The sequence below is a fragment of the Mangrovibacterium sp. genome, assembly GCF_059905295.1.
This window is the reverse complement of sequence record NZ_JBZQJF010000046.1, coordinates 14,862-32,192: the sequence shown is the minus strand read 5'-3', so window position 1 is coordinate 32,192 and position 17,331 is coordinate 14,862. Positions and strand designations below refer to the sequence as shown.

The window sequence follows — 17,331 nt, the reverse complement described above, 5'->3', positions numbered from 1 at the left end:
TTGCAAAGGTACGTCTTAAAAAAACAAATGCGAATGATCTAACTCTTTCCCTTCCAGTTAACATACGGATTTTGAGCCAGACAAGAGTTATGAAACCGTGGATCTCCACTAACTTCCCCGGCTACCCAATCCGGTAATTCAACAAGCTCGTCCGCATTTGAAAGTTCTACTTCAGCAATAATCAAGCCAGCATTTGCTCCATAGAACACATCGACCTCCCACTTTTTACCAAATTCATAAATCAAGTGGCGAACTTTATCGATTACCGGCCAAACGGCCAATTGCATCATTTCATGAGCATCACCCACCGGTATTTCATACTCGAACTCAGGTCTACTAATGCCCTCGATTTTCCCTTTAATCGTCAAATATGCTTTTTCATCGGCAATACGAACACGCACTGTCCTTTCCGGATCGGCACAAAGGTAGCCTTGTACGATTTTTATTTGTGATTCGCCCATGGGCACGAAATCACTTTTCACCAAAAATTTCCTTTCGATCTCAACAGCCATTTCCCTTACATTTATGCTACAAATATAACAGCCTGACTGAATGCCCAATCCATTTGACGGCGATGAATGACAGAAAAAACCTTGACTTAATTTTCGGATAAGCGTATCTCCATATTCATTAATGCGATTCAATGATGCTGAAAAACAGAATTTGAATGATAAAATCTAACAAACAGCCACATACTATTAAGCAAATGTTCTTTACCTTTAGATAAAACCGAGATGCTCATCCTAAAAAAGGATATCACTATGCACATCGACCCTGTCTCATCGAAGACCTACCTCATATTCAATCCGAAGTAAAAAAAACACCAATTTCTCATCACCCAAAACACAAGCATATGAATCCGATAAAGGACCTGATTAAAGATTTAGCTGATAACCATGGCCGAGGCAGGGAAAGTCTGCTTCCTGTTTTGCAGGGAGTTGTTGAACAGGAAAAATACCTGTCCGAATATGCCATGATTGAAATAGCCCGGGAAATGGATCTACCTCCGGCCGAAGTTTATGGTACCGCAACATTTTATTCATTTCTGGAGCAGAAAAAAGCCGGAACATATATCATCCGGGTTTGCAAAACCATTACCTGTTCGATGAAAGGGAAGAATCAAATCCTCCAATCGATCGAGGACATGCTCAAAATTAGTTTGGGTGAAACAACTCCCGATGGTCGTTTCTCGCTGCTGCAAACCAATTGCCTTGGCTGGTGTCACAAGGCTCCTGCCATGCTTATCAACGATGAAGTGTTTACCGATTTAACGCCCGAAAAAGTTCGGGACATCTTGAAAACCTTTCTTCAAACAACTCAAAACTAAAGCTATGGCATTCGATACCTATTTACTAAAAAGAGCTGATTTCATTTTCAAAGATGAGAATGATTGGAGAAGTATTCTGAGCCGAACATTAAAACTTCAGCCCAACGAAATTATTAATGAGCTGATGAGTTCGGAATTGAAAGGAAGAGGCGGCGCCGGATTCCCTACCGGCCTAAAATGGAAACTTACAGCCGAAGAACCAAATGCAGAAAAATATGTGGTTTGCAATGCCGACGAAGGCGAACCCGGAACTTTTAAAGACCGGGAAATACTAACGCTGGTTCCCTACAAAGTACTTACAGCCATGGCAGTATGTGGCTATGTAATTGGCGCCAAAACAGGTTATATCTATCTGCGTGGCGAATACAAATTTTTAGTTCCTCAACTGAAGCGTGCTATTTCAGAGTTTCAGCAATTCTGTCAATCGTTCAACTGCCATTTCGAAATAAAAATATCCCTCGGCAGCGGTGCATATATCTGCGGCGAGGAGACAGCGCTCTTCGAATCGATGGAGGGGAAACGTGGCGAACCACGCAACAAACCACCTTACCCGACTCAAGCCGGATTTAAAAACTGTCCGACTGTAATCAATAATGTTGAAACGCTGGCCCATACATTTACCATTTTGAAATACGGAGCAAAAAAATTCTACGATCTGGGGGTTCAGTATTCCCGGGGCTCAAAACTTTTTTCGGTGTCAGGAGACACACCAAAACCGGGAATCTACGAACTCGAACTTGGTATGAGCTTGCAGGATTTTGTGAATGAATTTGGCGACGGAGATACCAAAGCTGTTCAGGTTGGTGGTGCTTCCGGCTTTCTGGTTCCGCGCAAAAAATTCCAGGAAACCGCCATTGGGTACAAAGGTAAGCTGTCTGGAATTTCTCTGCCAACCGGGGGATCGATGATGCTTTTCAACAGCTCCCGATCGATGTACAATGTGCTGGATAATTACCTCGAATTTTTCAGAGAAGAAAGCTGCGGACAATGTACGCCATGCCGGGTAGGATGTCAACAACTATATCAAGGGATAAAAGCTGTCAAACGCGGAGAAAAGCCAGTCAGCTATCTCGATAAATTATTAAAGCTGACAGAAACCATGAAACTAACCGCCAAATGCGGCCTTGGTCAATCCGTTGCAAACTCTTTTTCATCGATCGTCGAAAATTTCAGAGAAGAAATGATTTACTAAACCTGAGCTTATGAATTCAAAAATCAACATCAATATTAACGGGATTGAGATGGAAGTTGAAAAAGGAACAACCATCCTAGCTGCGGCTGATCGAGCCGGAATCCTCATCCCGACACTTTGTTACCATAAAGACCTTTGTATTGCCGGGAACTGCCGGGTATGCGTTGTCGAAATCCTCGGACAAAAACGCTTGTCGGCTGCCTGTTCTACACCTTGTGAAGAAGGTATGGAAATCAGAACCAACAGTCTGCATGTTCGTAATTCCCGCAAACACATCATCGAACTTCTCTTATCAGAACACCGGGCTGACTGTACCTCCTGCTATAAAAACGGCAATTGTGAATTGCAAAAACTAGCCTCGGATTATAAAATTATGGCACAGGATTTTATCCCCCTGGCCCCGCAAAAAAAATATACCATTGACCAATTTTCACCATCTATATTAAAAGACGATAGTAAATGCATCCGCTGCCAGCGCTGTGTGCGAACCTGTGCCGGTTTGCAAGGTGTTAATGCCCTGTCTGTAGCCTACAAAGGCGACCGGATGAAGATCACAACCTTCTTTGAGAAAGCGATAACCGATGTTGTTTGCACCAACTGCGGCCAGTGTATCATTCATTGTCCGACCGGGGCCTTAGTCGAACGCAACTATATCGAAGAAGTTTGGGATGCCATCTCCAACCCGGACTTACATGTTGTTGTACAAACAGCACCGGCAGTTCGCGTTGGATTGGGTGAAGCAATGGGCCTACCTGCCGGAGAACGAGTAACAGGAAGAATGGTAGAAGCACTAAAACGACTCGGATTTAATGCCGTTATGGATACCGACTTCACAGCCGATCTAACCATTATTGAAGAAGGTACGGAGTTACTCGAACGGCTTCGGAAAAAACTAAAAGAAAATGATCCGAATATAAAATTGCCAATGGCAACATCGTGCTCCCCGGGATGGATTAAATACATAGAGCATATGTATTCGGGCTGTTTGGAACATCTTTCAACCTGTAAGTCGCCACAACAAATGTTCGGAGCCCTGGTGAAAACCTATTACGCCCAAAACCGGAGCCTGAAGCCCGAAAAGATCGTATCCGTTTCAATTATGCCCTGCACGGCCAAAAAATTTGAAGCCTCTCGTCCGGAAATGCACGCCAGTGGGTACACCGATGTCGACTATGTTCTCACAACCCGTGAACTGGCCATCATGATCAAACAGGCAGGAATCGATTTTCAAAAACTACCCGAGTCCAAATTCGACCGGTTAATGGGTGAGTCGAGTGGAGCCAGCGTAATTTTCGGAGCTACCGGCGGCGTTATGGAAGCTGCCCTGAGAACGACCTACGAATTGGTAACAGGCAGAGAGATTCCCTTTGAAAACCTCAACATAACTCCACTCCGCGGTTCCGAAGGCATTCGCGAACTCAGCATCAGGATAGAAAACCCACATCCACACTGGAGCTTTTTAGATGGCGTTGAACTGAAATGTGCCGCAGCACATGGTCTCACTCAGGCCAAAAAACTCATGGAGGACGTCAAAGCAGGAATAAGTCCTTACCACTTTATCGAGATTATGGCCTGCCCCGGCGGATGTCTGGGCGGTGGCGGACAACCAATACCAACCAATCCGCAGATACGGAAAAAACGAAGCGAAGCAATTTATGCAGAGGACGAAAACATGCCCATCCGTAAATCGCATGAAAACCCGGAAGTATTAAGGCTTTATGAAAATTTTCTGGGAGAACCATTGGGCAAAAAATCACACCACCTGCTGCACACAAGCTACATCGAACGAAATCGTTTCTAAGTGATCCAGCTAAAAAAAGATCAGAATTCGTTTAAAATAGAAGTACTTTTTTTAATCGATTTTTGATCTTTTTTCGTATTCAAATGTTACCTGTTTGTTAACTTAGCATCAACTAAATCATAATCGATTGATAGAGCAATTTACATACTTTTCACCCATAGGTCCACTCTGCATTGAAACAGAAGGTGATATAATCGTCGCTGTTCATTTCTGCGAGAAAGAATTGACATCAGAGCATTTCAATCCGGACCTTCAACTAAAAGTTACAGAACAGCTGGATGATTATTTTGCAGGCTCCTTATTCGAATTCGATCTACCCTTAAAACCACAAGGCACTGAATTTCAAGAGAAGGTCTGGGAGGAGCTAACACATATTCCTTACGGGCATCTGACCAGTTACGGTGAGCTCGCCAAGATTATGGGCGACAAAAACCTGGTTCGTGCAATTGGAGGGGCAAACTCCAAAAATCCGATTGCCATCATCATTCCCTGTCATCGTGTCGTTGGGGCAAATAAGAAGTTGGTAGGATACGCAGGCGGACTATGGCGCAAAAAGTGGTTGTTGCAACATGAATTGGAAAACAATCCTGATCACTCAACTTTGTGGTAAAATGATTTTTCTATTGCTCTTGCCTGTTACCGAAATGTTTTGAATCGCCCCACTCGCCATAGCCAATTTCACTACCAGCGAGCTCAATACGAGCTTCCAAACAATTTCGACATTGATCGGCATCCTCGTCCAAACATGGTTTATCTTCGTACAATTGGTAGTCTTTCCGAAAGGCTCCCGGCGTTAAGTTCGGCATGATGATATTGGCCCCAACCTTCAGTGCTTTTTCCCGGCCGGCCGGATCAATCGCCTGTAGGGCCGTTGCTGCAGCAATATTAATATCGGGCAACAATAACCGAAGCGCAGCAACCATACGTAACGCCAAATCAAAACGCTCCTGTTTGGTCTTTATTAAATTTCGAAATTCATAAAGCGGCGTATCTTCATGCTCAATATATGGGCCCATTCCCACCATGTCGACATCAATCTTCTTCAGGAATAAAAGGTCATTCGCCAGATCATCCATGGTCTGAAAGGGTAAGCCAATCATCACTCCTGTTCCAACCTGGTAACCACAAGCCTTCAACAGGCGCAAACATTCAATGCGTTTTTCAAAAGAGTGATGATCATTGTTGGGATGAATCTTCGCATATAGTTCCGGAGACGAGCTTTCGATCCGCAACAGGTAACGATGTGCACCACTCTCGAACCAACGTGCATAGGTTTCGCGTGTTTGCTCGCCACATGATAAGGTTATGCCAAGCTCTCCGTTGGATAACGCTTTGATTTGCTTCACCAGATGATCAACCCGATTGATAAAATTTGACGACGACAGCTCACCGGATTGCAAAACCACCGAACCAAATTTATTTTCCCAGGCAAAGCGGCAGGCCGCCAGAATATCCTCATCAGCAGCTTCGTAGCGGACAACTTTACTGTTGCTATGACGGATACCGCAATAAAGGCAATCTTTGGAGCACTCATTCGAAAACTCTACCAAACCTCGGAAATAAACCTTCTTCCCCACAATTGCTTCCTTGCGTGCAGCCGAAGCTGTAAACAAGGCTGTGCGATCGGCACCTTCTGCTTCCAGCAAACGGACCAAATCTTCATGCACAAATTCGCTTTGCTTTAAGATGTCGTCAAACTTTTTCACGTTGCGAAGATAATCATTTCCGCACCATCACTTTTCTTCCAATTCCACCAACCCAAAAATTTAACAGAAACTGTGTCCGAAAATGTCTTAGACCGTCCATTAATAAACGAGCAAAATTATTTTTTTCCTTATTATCTTTATTGAAAATGAATACAACCGAAATGCATGCAGATATCAGTCAAATTTGGCAGGAACATCACGACAAACTACTGGCCTTTATCCGCAAACAGGTAAAACAAAAGGAAGTCGCGGAAGATTTACTACATGATGTTTTTCTGAAAATCCGGGATAAAATCGGGCAACTGAAAGACCAGGAAAAGCTCCAGAGCTGGATGTTTCAGCTGACTCGTAACGTCATTATCGACTACTTTCGGAAACAGGCCCGTCACTCTGATCCCAAATGGGATGACGAAGATGAACCGGAACAAGAGATTAACCGGATGGAGGAGGCTGAAAACTGGATTGGCTCCTACATTATGAATTTGCCGGAAAATTACCGGGAAGCAGTTGTTTTATACGAATTGGAAGGAAAGTCAATTGCAGCTATAGCCGACCAACTCCAAATCAGTTATACAAATGCAAGAGCACGGGTTCAACGCGGACGTCATACGCTGAAAAAAAATTTATTAGATTGCTGTACTTTTCATGTCGACGCCTATGGCACCATCATCGACTACGAACGCAGGCAAAAAAAAGAAAACTGCAACTGTGACGACAAAAGCAAACCATCGTCTACAAAACGGAAAAACAAATAAAAGCATTCAGGATGGACACTAAAGATCAATATCAGAAAAGAGAGGCCGTGCGCCAAAAATACAGTTCTGTTGCACTTGCTTCGGAGCAAAATAGTTGCTGCACGCCATTCTCCAGCTGCTGCGCACAACCCACAGATTTCGATATTCAATCCCTAAAACTGGGCTATACAAAGGAAGAACTGGAGTCTATTCCCGAAGGAGCAAACCTGGGGCTTGGCTGCGGTAATCCCCATGCCATTGCCCGCTTAAAAGCAGGAGAAGTGGTTCTTGATCTGGGATCAGGAGCCGGATTCGATGCTTTTCTGGCTGCTAATCAGGTGGGTAACAGAGGGCTTGTAATCGGGGTGGACATGACACCCGAGATGCTCAGCAAAGCACGCGAAAACAAACAAAAACTAAACCTTTCACAGGTGGAGTTTCGATTGGGCGAAATTGAACATCTTCCGGTAGCCGACCAAACTATTGATGTCATTATCTCGAACTGTGTAATTAACCTCTCGCCTGAAAAAGAACAAGTTTTTGGGGAGGCATTCCGGGTATTGAAACCCGGCGGACGACTGGCAATTTCCGATATCGTCACTTTGGGAGAGCTTCCGCAATCCATCCTTTCTGACACAGAGTTGTACACCGGTTGTGTTTCCGGAGCCTCTTCTGTTGAGGACTTGAAAACCATACTTCATCAAGCCGGTTTTCGAGAGATTGAAATTCGGGAGAAAAACGGAAGTAAGGAATTGATCGCAGATTGGGATCCCAACAATAGCTTCTCCGAGCTTGTCATCTCCGCTTCCATCGAGGCGATTAAACCAGCTCAATTTGAGTTTTCAGAACTATCCCCCCTCCGGGAGATCGATAAATCCAAATGGGCCGTTGCAATGGAACTTCTGGAAGCATCCAAGCTGCCAACTTCCGATCTCGAAGAAGCTACCGTTCGATTATTTGGAGTTTTACACCGTGAAAATTTGATTGCCATTAGCGGATTGGAGATTTACGGTAAGGAAGCCATTCTTCGTTCCGTTGCTATCCATCCGGCCTACCGGAGCAAGGGGGTAGGTACTTTATTCGTAAATGCAACCGAGGTAAAAGCCCGGGAATTACATCTAACTGATCTTTATTTGCTGACCAGTACCGCCGAAAAATTCTTCCGGAAAAACGACTACCAAACATTTGATAGAGAAAGCTGTCCCGAAAAGATCAGACAAAGCCAGGAGTTCTCGAATATTTGCCCCTCAACAGCAGTCTGCTTACACAAGCACCTGCCAACAATCTCAAGTTAAGAGCTGTTTCAAAAACAAAAATACAGGACTGATATTCGTGTTGGAAGAGCTAATTACCTGGGCACTCAACAACCAGGATAAAAGAGCACAATTAAAGACCTATTCGTCTCATTTTCAAAACTTAAATTTTTCGGTATTCTTTCAATTTTAAAACAAAAAACAACCACTGCAATGCAAAGAATTGTATTTTTGCCACGCAACCTGCGGGAAGGTCACGCGACTGACTTCAAGGGAAAGCAAAACAAGGTTGATTAATTTTTATTGACTAATGATGAATTCGCCGAACATGGGGGATTCATACTTTCCTGCTTCCCGCAAAAACCAAAAATCATGAATACGGAAAAACGATTGGGTTTTGTGGGAATTATTATTGAAGATCGCGAGCAATCTGCCCCGCTGGTTAACGAACTTCTCTCAAAACATGCCAACATCATCCTTGCCCGAACCGGTATACCTCACATCAAGGGGGATAATTCAGTCATCACCCTGGTGGTAGACTGCACAACCGACGAACTCGGACAATTAACCGGACGACTGGGATCTATTTCAGGCGTTCAAGCCAAATCAGCCTTATCAAAAAAGTAATTTTTTAATCATGACATCAGCACAAAATACTTACATCAACGACAACGAAATCTGTTCGATCCTCGAAAAGTACGAAAACCCCGATCCAGCGCTGGTCAAAGATGTTTTGGCCAAAGCCCGCGAAATGAAAGGTCTTTCGCTCGAAGAGGTAGCCATACTCAACAGCATCAACAACCGGGAGCAATTGCAGGAACTGTTTGACACAGCCAACCACATTAAAGACACCATTTATGGCAAACGCCTGGTGATGTTTGCCCCCTTATACATTACAAACCTCTGTGCCAACGAATGTACTTATTGTGCCTTTCGTGCCAAAAACAAGGGAATTGTACGCCGTGCCTTAAATCAGGAAGAGATTAAAAGGGAAACACAGGCCCTGATAAAACAAGGCCACAAACGCGTCTTGCTGGTTGCCGGCGAGAGCTATCCTAAACAAGGGTTCCAATATGTGCTCGACTCGGTACGCTCGGTTTATGAAGCCCGCTACAACGATGCCGATATTCGACGCGTGAATGTGAATGTGGCTCCCCTTTCAGTTGATGAATTCAAAGCATTGAAGGCCGAGAAGATCGGTACTTACCAGATTTTCCAGGAAACCTATCACCGGGGCCAGTACAAAAAAGTACACGTTGGCGGGAAGAAAATGGACTACGATTTCAGGGTAAGTGCACTGCATCGCGCTATGGAAGCCGGAATTGATGATGTGGGCATCGGTGTTTTGCTGGGCTTGTACGACTACCGCTACGACCTGTTGGCCATGATGCAACACATTAAAGAACTGGAACGGGCTTTCGGCGTTGGACCGCACACCATCAGTGTTCCGCGGATGGAACCGGCTACCGGCTCCGATATGTCAATTGATCCTCCCTACCCGGTTTCTGACGACGATTTTCGTCGCATCGTTGCGATCCTTCGTTGTGCTGTTCCGTATACCGGCATCATCATGTCAACCCGCGAAAGTGCTGAAATGCGCCGCGACACCTTTGCACTTGGCGTGTCGCAAATTTCGGCAGGAAGCCGCACAAACCCGGGAGGATACGAGGAAGAAGATGACATCTCCGGTCAGTTCAGTCTGGGCGACCACCGACCAATGGACGAGGTGATTCGCGATGTTGCACAAATGGGCTATGTACCATCATTCTGCACCGGATGTTACCGCCTCGGACGTACCGGTCAGGATTTTATGGATCTGGCTAAACCCGGTGCCATTAAAGCACACTGCGGACCGAATGCTTTGTCGACTTTCATGGAATATCTGACCAATTATGCAACACCCGAAACCCGTAAAATAGGGATGGAGCTGATCGATAAAACCATTGCCGGCATGGATGGTCTACCTAAAAGCCGCGCAGAAAAATTGGTTGCCCAAGTGAAAAACGGTCAATCTGATGTATATTGCTAAGAAGAAGTCGTGAGTCTTGAGTAACGAGAAACAAGTCATGAATCTCAGGTCTCAAGACTCACGACTCATCCCTGAAACTTGAAACTCGAAACAATGAAACCTGGCAACGCTTCCTTCCGAACCGAACACGACTTTTTAGGCGAACTGGAAATTCCGGCCGATGCCCTTTACGGGATCCATACGGCCCGGGCCATGCAAAACTTTAACATGGCCCGCCGACCGGTAAATGCAGAACTTGTGAAAGCTTACGGATGGGTAAAGTTGGCTTGTTTTCAAATCAACAGGGAGCTGGGCTATTTCGATGACGATACGAAAGCCGATGCCATTGAGCGGGCTTGTCGCGAGCTGACAGAAGGCCGGCTGACTGACTGGATCAGGGTGGATGCCCTGCAAGGCGGAGCGGGGACTTCAACCAATATGAATGTGAACGAAGTGATTGCCAACCGGGCACTTCAACTCCTGGGTAAAGAGCCGGGCAATTACAGTGCCGTTTCGCCCCTCGACGACATCAACCTGCACCAATCGACCAATGATACATACCCCACAGCCCTGAAGCTGGCTGCTATTTTGCAACTTCGCAACTTAGAACAAGCTGTACTGGAGCTGCAGGAAGCTTTTCAGCAAAAGGAAAAAGAAATGGCAGATGTGGTAAAGATTGGCCGTACGCAACTGCAAGATGCGGTATTGACAACCCTTGGACGCGAGATGGCCGCCTATGCTGAAGCCTTTAACCGGGATCGCTGGCGCATCTACAAATGCGAGGAACGATTGCGCGTGGTTAACCTGGGAGGCACGGCTATCGGCAGCGGACTGGGAGCACCGCGCCATTTTATTTTCCGCGTAACCGACCGACTGCGTGAACTGACAAACACCTCGCTGGCCCGCGCCGAAAACCTGATGGAGTGCACCCAGAACACCGATGTATTTGTTGAAGTTTCCGGGATACTGAAAGCATGCGCTACAAACCTGTTTAAGGTGTCGAACGATTTACGTCTGCTCGCGAGCGGCCCCGATGGTGGACTGGGTGAAATCAATCTTCCGGCTGTTCAGGCCGGCTCATCCATCATGCCGGGCAAGATAAACCCCGTAATTCCCGAAAGCGTTGCCCAGGCAGCCATGCAGGTGGTTGCCAACGACCAGCTGCTTACCCAGGTCTGTATGAACGGCAACCTCGAGCTCAACCAGTTTATGCCGGCTATTGCCGATGCACTGCTCTACAGCCTCCAATTGCTAACCGATGCTTCAGTAAGTTTGCGAAAAAAATGCGTACAAGGCATCACGGCCAATCGCGGGAACTGTCGTAAGCGCATGCTCAACTCAACAGCCATTATTACCGCCCTTATTCCGCGATTAGGCTACGAAAAATGCACGCTTATTTTACAAAAAACAAAGCAAAAGGGGCTATCGATCCGCGAGATCATCCTGGAAGAACAAGAACTAGAGGAGCAAACATTTGAGCAACTCATTAGTCCTGATGCAGTCAATAAATTAGGCTTTTAGAAACAGGAGTCGCTCAAAAAAATCTCAAAAAATTTGTTAATGCTATTTTAATTTAGAACTAATCTTAATAACTTGGGTCAGTTATAAATCCTAAAATTGAATAAAATGAAAAAGCTGGTATTAATGATGGCGATTGTTTTTGCATCTGCTGTAACTTTCGCGATCCCCGTTAACACACAAGACGAAAAGCCTAAAACAGAGCAAACATCGAAAGACAAAAAAGACAAGAAAGATAAAGCTTGCTGCAGTGAGAAAAAAGAAGCTTGCTGCTCTGAGAAAAAAGCATGTTGCGACAAAGACAAAAAAGCTTGCGACAAAAAAGCTGAAAAGGCAGAAAAAGCAGAGAAGGAATAAGATTTCCTCATACCAATATAAAGAAGCCGGGATTCCCGGCTTTTTTTATTGATTTTACATTGAGCCAGATGCCTGACAATAAAAAAAGAAACAGCCCCCTTTCAAACTATACCGTTTATAATCCGTTTCTTAGAAAAAAGGGATGATGAAGATTACCAACATCAACACCGGGCTATTTACCGACTTCTACGAACTGACCATGGCCCAAGGCTATTTCCTTCAGGGCCGCCAAAACGAATATGCCTGCTTCGATTATTTTTTCCGCAGGAATTCTTTCCACAGTGGATTTACTGTTTTTGCGGGCCTCGATGATCTCTCCGGCTTACTAACCCTCTTTAAGTTCGGGAAAGATGATATCCGGTTTCTGAAAGATTACGGTTTTAATGACAGCTTTCTCGAATACCTAGGCAACTTGTCCCTGTCTTTGTCGATCCATGCTGTCAGAGAGGGTGAAATTGTCTTCCCGAACGAGCCCCTGGTGCGCGTGGAGGGAAAGCTGATTGAACTGCAGCTGATCGAAACCTTACTGCTAAACGTCCTGAATTTTGAATCGCTGATTGCCACCAAAGCACGACGCATAAAAATGCAGGCCGGAGACCGGCCGGTAATTGATTTTGGTTTGAGACGGGCACAGGGATTGGGGGGCTTGCAGGCTACACGAGCCGCTTACATTGGAGGAGTAGAAAAAACCTCGAACGTATTTTCGGCCAGTCGTTATGGGATTCCTGCCACCGGCACTATCGCCCATTCCTGGATCCAGTCGTACGATGACGAGCTTACTGCCTTCCGCGACTACGCCCGCTTATTCCCTGAAAATTGCATTCTTCTGATTGACACTTATGATACCCTCAACTCCGGACTGCCAAATGCGATTACCGTAGCAAAGGAGATGCAGGAAAAAGGCCAACAGCTGTTTGGTGTGCGCCTGGACAGTGGAGATTTAGAGATGCTGAGCAAAAAAGCGCGGCAAATGTTGGACGAAAATGACCTGAATTTTGTGAAGATTGTGGCTTCGAACCAACTGGACGAACATGTCATTCATAAGCTGAACCGGCAAAACGCTCCGATAGATGCCTTCGGCGTAGGAACCTCGCTGGTTACCGGGCAAGACGACCCCGCCCTGGATGGCGTGTACAAACTAGCCTATGCCGGTCACAAACCCCGTATGAAGTTTTCAGAAAATCCAGCCAAAACCTCACTACCCGGGGTAAAAACAATTTATCGTTTTCTGGATGAAAACAAGCAATTTATGGGCGACGGAACTTGTTTCGAGGATTATATACCGGCCGGAAACCGGGATTTTTACAAAGCCCCCCTCGGTAAAGAACGGATTGACTACAGCAATGCTGATTTCGAAAAAATACATTTCCCTTTCTGGATTCATGGTGTCCCGGTGAACGAACGGAAGACGCTGGAATCCATCCTGCAGTTCTCGGAAAAACGACTGGCTCAGTTGCCCGATCATTATAAGCACCTCCAAAAATCGCCCGATTACCCGGTGGCCATTGAAGCTGACATTATACATCTTCAGACCAAAACGATGCAGGAGCGAAGGTTGAAATATCAATTCAAAAAACAATAAATTATGAAAGCGCTGTTAATTGTGGATTTGCAGAATGACTTTTGTCCGGGCGGAGCACTGGCCGCCCCCGACGGTGACAAAATAGTGCCGGTAATTAATACCTTAATGGACCGTTTCGAGCTGGTTACAGCATCCAAAGACTGGCATCCTGAAGCATCGGTACACTTTGAAAAATGGCCGATTCATTGCGTACGCGAAACGCCCGGGGCAGCCTTTCATCCAGACCTTCAGTCCACGAAAATAGACCAGGTTTTTCTGAAAGGAACCGGTAATAGCGACGATGGTTATTCAGCTTTTGAAGCAACCAACCTCAAGCTGAACGAGTACCTAGTTAACCATGAGGTTGACAGCCTTTACATTTGCGGACTAACAACCGAATACTGCATCAAAGCCTCTGCGAGCGATGCCCGAAAAGCGGGTTTTCAAACCTATGTTGTTGAAGACGCCATTAAAGCCGTAGAACAACATCCGGGCGATGGTCAACAAGCCATTCAGCAAATGACAGCTGAAGGGATTCATCTTATTCTTTCCTCTGAAATCTAAAAAACAAAACAATCAACAGGCATTTCGGACGATTAAATTTCCATTGATAAAATTACGTCCCTTCAGAGCATCAAGCCACCATTCGACGTTTTTTCTCCTCCTGGCCTGTCCTTCAAACCAAAACGCACCCCAATATTTAGCCCCTTATTCAGACACAAAAAGTCGCTTCGTATAGCCAACATGTCATTTCATCATCCCAAACGGCTCGTTCATGAAGTTGTTTGAATTTCATAGTTCTAAACTCCTCCTTTTTTGATAAATTAGTTACAGCGTATTGAAACAGAGCAAACAGGACAAATTTGCCACCTATCCGATTTGAATTTACAAAAGCCCGACACAGGTCGGTTAGCCGCTAATTACTCCTTCCTTTAATTGACTTGAGGAGATTCTGTTTCAGGTTGAAATTGCAAAAAACGCAAAACAAAAGCTTGTAGTTCCCAATTGTTTGGGGTCAACGGAGAAACCGTCAATTTTCTACCATTGGCAGATGGTCCACCAGAGGTGCCGCCAAGCTTCTACCGTTCGTAGAAAGGTCGCGGTAAGTGCGGTGGAACTTCTACCGTTTGTAGATCCTTCCCGGCGATCGCTTTGACCGTCTACCGTTCGTAGAATCACCACCAGAAGTGCCGGGAATATTCTACCGTTCGTAGAAACGCCCCGGCAATCGGTTTGGCATTTCTACCATTGGTAGAAAAATCAACGGCACCCTGATGCAGGAACCTGCCAAGCTTTTTGCTCGAGAAACTAACCGGGACAAAGCAGCTAAAAGCTGTTTCACCCAATTCTAAAACAATAAAAACTGAAGTCATGAACACTTTAAAAATTAGCATTCTGCACGTAAACAACCTCAGTCTAAACAACCTGTTTTCCATTTCGGCAACTACATTAAGCTATGCCAAGTCCGCAATTGCCGAGATTGGTGGTATACCCCAGGCAACCTACACCGAGTTAGAAACAGCCAACACAGCGATGGGTGCCCGAATGAACCGATCGCAAAAAGAAGGCCTGACACCCCAAATTATCGAAGCCGACAACGAACGGGATGCCTGCGGGCGTGAATTAAAACGCGAGATCCGCACAGCCAGCGAATCGCGTAACGCCGACAAAAGCGTTCCGGGCAAGAAACTGTTGTTATTCCTCGATCCAACCTGGAATTTCGAGAACGAAGCCCTGAACACCGAAACCGAAATTCTGGATAAAACGCTCACCACCTACGAAGCTGATGCCGACTTGCAGGCTGCAGCAACCGCACTGGGCATTGCCGAACTGTTTACCGAACTTCGCACGCTGAATAACACCTTCGAAACCCTGTACAACCAGCGAAACAGCTCGGAAGCCAGCAAAAAAGGTCCATCAGCATCCGACTTGAAGCCCGAAACAGTAGCTGCCTACGAAGCTTTTTGCACCTCCATTGAACAGGCTGCGAACTATACACCAACCGAAGCAATCACCACGCTCTTTAACAAGATGGATGCCCTGCGGAAGAAATATGCGGCCCTTCCTAAAACCGGGGAAACAGAAGCTGAGGCGGGAGAATAGCCCTGTTCGATGAATTATATTGAAGTACCCACCCATTTAAGCAGAGCCCTATTCACCGGGCGACTTGAAGTCACCCGGTGAATAACAGAATTAAACGCACATACAACCTTAAATGGACCCACCCAGGCCCTCCCTTGCAAGGGAGGGCCTGGGTGGGTCCATCTGCGATTAATCCAAATTAATTACCACGATGAGCGAAGAATCACCAATACACCGAGCCCGAAAACTTCGGCGGTCCCTAACCCCATCTGAAAAACGGTTATGGGAGAAGTTGCGAAAACGGCGATTCTTCGGACTTCGTTTTCTCCGGCAATACCTAATTCCCTATCAGCACAACAAGTCGAAAGCAGATTATTTCATTGTCGATTTCTATTGCCACGAGAAAAAACTCATCATTGAAGTTGACGGAAAAGTTCACGAAAAGCACAAAGAAGAAGATCAACAACGGGAAGATATTCTTCGAAATCTGGGCTACCATATTATTCGATTCAAAAATGACGAACTAAATCATATGCACGAAGTTCTTTACCGCTTGATGCGCTATGTTGAGACACTTTAGCACAACACATGAGCAAATATACCTCCCATTTCGACACACTCAAAAACAGTTTTATCCTAAAGAACAGGATAAAATCAGCATCATACCCCATACCCCTTCATTCCTTCAATCCAGTTAAGAATCTTACTGAAATGCGTACCTTCCCAGTAGATCTGTCCGCAGCCTTTGCATTGCCAAAACTCGCTGCACATCTTAAAAGTATCCTCAGGCACCCTGCCCCTAACCTCATTCTTGTCAATTGCAGTTAAACTTCCATTACAGATAGAACAGCGGGAAAATGGTCGGAAACTGTTTTGCAATTGCAATCGCCCGACAACTTCGCTAAGCTGTTTCTGAGGATCGCTGTTGCGTACCCAGTAACCGTGAGTTACGGCGGTATGTTTCAGGATGCCTTTATCGCGTGTTAAAATAATGCGGTTATCGCTAACCGAGATCTGTACAATCTCATCATCTTTCAGGTCGTTTCGGAATAGGGTGTCAAATCCCAGCAAGCGTAATTTTAGTGCTAGTTTCCCAAGGTTAACATCGACTACAAAGCGCAATTCCCGCAAAGGGTTCGGGCGTAAGCGAACGACAGGTGAAATATCCAGTGACTCAAAAACCGGGTACACCGAAACCTGCTCTCCTCCTTCCAGCAAAGTCGCAAAATCCACAGAGACACCGTCAACCAGGATCAAGTCCACTTCGGTATGTGGCACACCGATAGCTTCGATGGTATTTTTCACTGATGGCGTACCTGTATAGGTATATTCAAACGATATTTTACGTTGATGGACAGGTAAAAACTCATTCAACTCTTCGTAAAACCTAAAAATGGATGTACGCTGAACTGCTTCATGATTTGTTGTAGATTTATTCACGCCGGTGCAGTTATATCAACATTAAATTTACGACAATTTCCTCATGAAGTAATAGCCTGACTAAGGTAAAGTAGGAATGCGACATTTTTAAAACTAACCGGTATAAAAAAGTGAATAATGGCATATTGACCGGGTAATTGGCAGTCACCGGGTCAATTGCTTTTAGAGATGGAACTCCTTGCCAGCAGGAAAATTTGTGGCTAACCACACGAGCTCACCGGACAAATAGTTGCCATGGGTTGCAGATGTTCTATTCACCGGGTGTCTTGAAGTCACCCGGTGAATCCTGAGTTCGATTCTAAAATATATTCACAGAAAGTCATAATGGCGTGAGAAAGACTTTCCCTCCCGG

Annotated in this window: 17 protein-coding genes; 14 read left to right on the top strand and 3 right to left on the bottom strand. The window is 45.5% G+C overall.

Annotated features, from left to right (window positions below; genetic code table 11):
• Positions 1–38 precede the first annotated feature (38 nt).
• A complete protein-coding gene (locus AC37HE_RS02850; protein WP_500781268.1) occupies positions 39–512 on the bottom strand; it encodes a CYTH domain-containing protein in 474 nt (157 codons plus the stop codon).
• A gap of 341 nt (positions 513–853) precedes the next feature.
• Between AC37HE_RS02850 and AC37HE_RS02845 the strand changes: the two genes are divergently transcribed.
• The 4 genes from AC37HE_RS02845 to AC37HE_RS02830 all read left to right on the top strand — a co-directional run bounded on the left by AC37HE_RS02845 (position 854) and on the right by AC37HE_RS02830 (position 4,930).
• Entirely contained in the window at positions 854–1,327 is a 474-nt protein-coding gene (locus tag AC37HE_RS02845; protein ID WP_500781267.1) for an NADH-quinone oxidoreductase subunit NuoE family protein, read from the top strand.
• Between the two features lie 4 nt (positions 1,328–1,331).
• Positions 1,332–2,519 (top strand): NADH-ubiquinone oxidoreductase-F iron-sulfur binding region domain-containing protein, encoded by a 1,188-nt coding sequence (locus AC37HE_RS02840; RefSeq protein WP_500781266.1) that lies wholly within the window; start codon positions 1,332–1,334, stop codon positions 2,517–2,519.
• A gap of 10 nt (positions 2,520–2,529) precedes the next feature.
• The gene (locus AC37HE_RS02835) at positions 2,530–4,320 is read left to right on the top strand and encodes an NADH-dependent [FeFe] hydrogenase, group A6 (RefSeq protein ID WP_500781265.1); all 1,791 of its coding nucleotides are present in this window, start codon (positions 2,530–2,532) and stop codon (positions 4,318–4,320) included.
• Between the two features lie 127 nt (positions 4,321–4,447).
• On the top strand, positions 4,448–4,930 hold the full coding sequence (locus tag AC37HE_RS02830) for a methylated-DNA--[protein]-cysteine S-methyltransferase (RefSeq protein ID WP_500781264.1): 483 nt from the start codon (positions 4,448–4,450) through the stop codon (positions 4,928–4,930).
• Between the two features lie 10 nt (positions 4,931–4,940).
• On the opposite strand, the gene hydE is transcribed toward AC37HE_RS02830, so the two are convergent.
• Entirely contained in the window at positions 4,941–6,026 is a 1,086-nt protein-coding gene (gene hydE / locus AC37HE_RS02825; RefSeq protein ID WP_500781263.1) for a [FeFe] hydrogenase H-cluster radical SAM maturase HydE, read from the bottom strand.
• Positions 6,027–6,172: 146 nt separating this feature from the next.
• On the opposite strand from hydE, the gene sigZ reads away from it, so the two are divergent.
• The 10 genes from sigZ to AC37HE_RS02775 all read left to right on the top strand — a co-directional run bounded on the left by sigZ (position 6,173) and on the right by AC37HE_RS02775 (position 16,119).
• The gene (sigZ, locus tag AC37HE_RS02820; RefSeq protein WP_500781262.1) at positions 6,173–6,781 is read left to right on the top strand and encodes an RNA polymerase sigma factor SigZ; all 609 of its coding nucleotides are present in this window, start codon (positions 6,173–6,175) and stop codon (positions 6,779–6,781) included.
• A gap of 11 nt (positions 6,782–6,792) precedes the next feature.
• Positions 6,793–8,055, top strand: coding sequence for an arsenic resistance N-acetyltransferase ArsN2 (arsN2, locus tag AC37HE_RS02815; protein WP_500781261.1), 1,263 nt, complete (start codon positions 6,793–6,795; stop codon positions 8,053–8,055).
• A gap of 330 nt (positions 8,056–8,385) precedes the next feature.
• Complete coding sequence (locus tag AC37HE_RS02810) at positions 8,386–8,640, top strand: TM1266 family iron-only hydrogenase system putative regulator (RefSeq protein WP_500781260.1); 255 nt, start codon at positions 8,386–8,388, stop codon at positions 8,638–8,640.
• Between the two features lie 10 nt (positions 8,641–8,650).
• Positions 8,651–10,042 carry a [FeFe] hydrogenase H-cluster radical SAM maturase HydG gene (gene hydG / locus AC37HE_RS02805; RefSeq protein WP_500781259.1) on the top strand — a complete coding sequence of 464 codons (1,392 nt, stop codon included), beginning with the start codon at positions 8,651–8,653 and terminating at the stop codon, positions 10,040–10,042.
• 93 nt (positions 10,043–10,135) lie between these two features.
• Positions 10,136–11,542 (top strand): aspartate ammonia-lyase, encoded by a 1,407-nt coding sequence (locus AC37HE_RS02800; RefSeq protein WP_500781258.1) that lies wholly within the window; start codon positions 10,136–10,138, stop codon positions 11,540–11,542.
• 105 nt (positions 11,543–11,647) lie between these two features.
• The gene (locus AC37HE_RS02795; RefSeq protein ID WP_500781257.1) at positions 11,648–11,896 is read left to right on the top strand and encodes a hypothetical protein; all 249 of its coding nucleotides are present in this window, start codon (positions 11,648–11,650) and stop codon (positions 11,894–11,896) included.
• A 142-nt stretch (positions 11,897–12,038) separates the two neighbouring features.
• Positions 12,039–13,478: a nicotinate phosphoribosyltransferase gene (locus AC37HE_RS02790; RefSeq protein ID WP_500781256.1), complete on the top strand. Its 1,440-nt coding sequence runs from the start codon at positions 12,039–12,041 to the stop codon at positions 13,476–13,478.
• Between the two features lie 3 nt (positions 13,479–13,481).
• Positions 13,482–14,021 carry a nicotinamidase gene (locus AC37HE_RS02785; RefSeq protein WP_500781255.1) on the top strand — a complete coding sequence of 180 codons (540 nt, stop codon included), beginning with the start codon at positions 13,482–13,484 and terminating at the stop codon, positions 14,019–14,021.
• 807 nt (positions 14,022–14,828) lie between these two features.
• Complete coding sequence (locus AC37HE_RS02780) at positions 14,829–15,560, top strand: DUF6261 family protein (RefSeq protein ID WP_500781254.1); 732 nt, start codon at positions 14,829–14,831, stop codon at positions 15,558–15,560.
• Between the two features lie 190 nt (positions 15,561–15,750).
• Positions 15,751–16,119, top strand: a complete 369-nt coding sequence (locus AC37HE_RS02775) for an endonuclease domain-containing protein (protein WP_500781253.1) — start codon at positions 15,751–15,753, stop codon at positions 16,117–16,119.
• A gap of 80 nt (positions 16,120–16,199) precedes the next feature.
• On the opposite strand, the gene AC37HE_RS02770 is transcribed toward AC37HE_RS02775, so the two are convergent.
• Positions 16,200–16,979, bottom strand: a complete 780-nt coding sequence (locus tag AC37HE_RS02770; RefSeq protein WP_500781252.1) for a Mut7-C RNAse domain-containing protein — start codon at positions 16,977–16,979, stop codon at positions 16,200–16,202.
• Between the last annotated feature and the right edge of the window lie 352 nt (positions 16,980–17,331).

Coding starts and splice junctions, on each gene's coding strand:
- AC37HE_RS02850 (WP_500781268.1), bottom strand. CDS start 512: ATGGCTGTTGAGATCGAAAGGAAATTTTTGGTGAAAAGTGATTTCGTG.
- AC37HE_RS02845 (WP_500781267.1), top strand. CDS start 854: ATGAATCCGATAAAGGACCTGATTAAAGATTTAGCTGATAACCATGGC.
- AC37HE_RS02840 (WP_500781266.1), top strand. CDS start 1,332: ATGGCATTCGATACCTATTTACTAAAAAGAGCTGATTTCATTTTCAAA.
- AC37HE_RS02835 (WP_500781265.1), top strand. CDS start 2,530: ATGAATTCAAAAATCAACATCAATATTAACGGGATTGAGATGGAAGTT.
- sigZ (WP_500781262.1), top strand. CDS start 6,173: ATGAATACAACCGAAATGCATGCAGATATCAGTCAAATTTGGCAGGAA.
- arsN2 (WP_500781261.1), top strand. CDS start 6,793: ATGGACACTAAAGATCAATATCAGAAAAGAGAGGCCGTGCGCCAAAAA.
- AC37HE_RS02810 (WP_500781260.1), top strand. CDS start 8,386: ATGAATACGGAAAAACGATTGGGTTTTGTGGGAATTATTATTGAAGAT.
- hydG (WP_500781259.1), top strand. CDS start 8,651: ATGACATCAGCACAAAATACTTACATCAACGACAACGAAATCTGTTCG.
- AC37HE_RS02800 (WP_500781258.1), top strand. CDS start 10,136: ATGAAACCTGGCAACGCTTCCTTCCGAACCGAACACGACTTTTTAGGC.
- AC37HE_RS02795 (WP_500781257.1), top strand. CDS start 11,648: ATGAAAAAGCTGGTATTAATGATGGCGATTGTTTTTGCATCTGCTGTA.
- AC37HE_RS02790 (WP_500781256.1), top strand. CDS start 12,039: ATGATGAAGATTACCAACATCAACACCGGGCTATTTACCGACTTCTAC.
- AC37HE_RS02785 (WP_500781255.1), top strand. CDS start 13,482: ATGAAAGCGCTGTTAATTGTGGATTTGCAGAATGACTTTTGTCCGGGC.
- AC37HE_RS02780 (WP_500781254.1), top strand. CDS start 14,829: ATGAACACTTTAAAAATTAGCATTCTGCACGTAAACAACCTCAGTCTA.
- AC37HE_RS02775 (WP_500781253.1), top strand. CDS start 15,751: ATGAGCGAAGAATCACCAATACACCGAGCCCGAAAACTTCGGCGGTCC.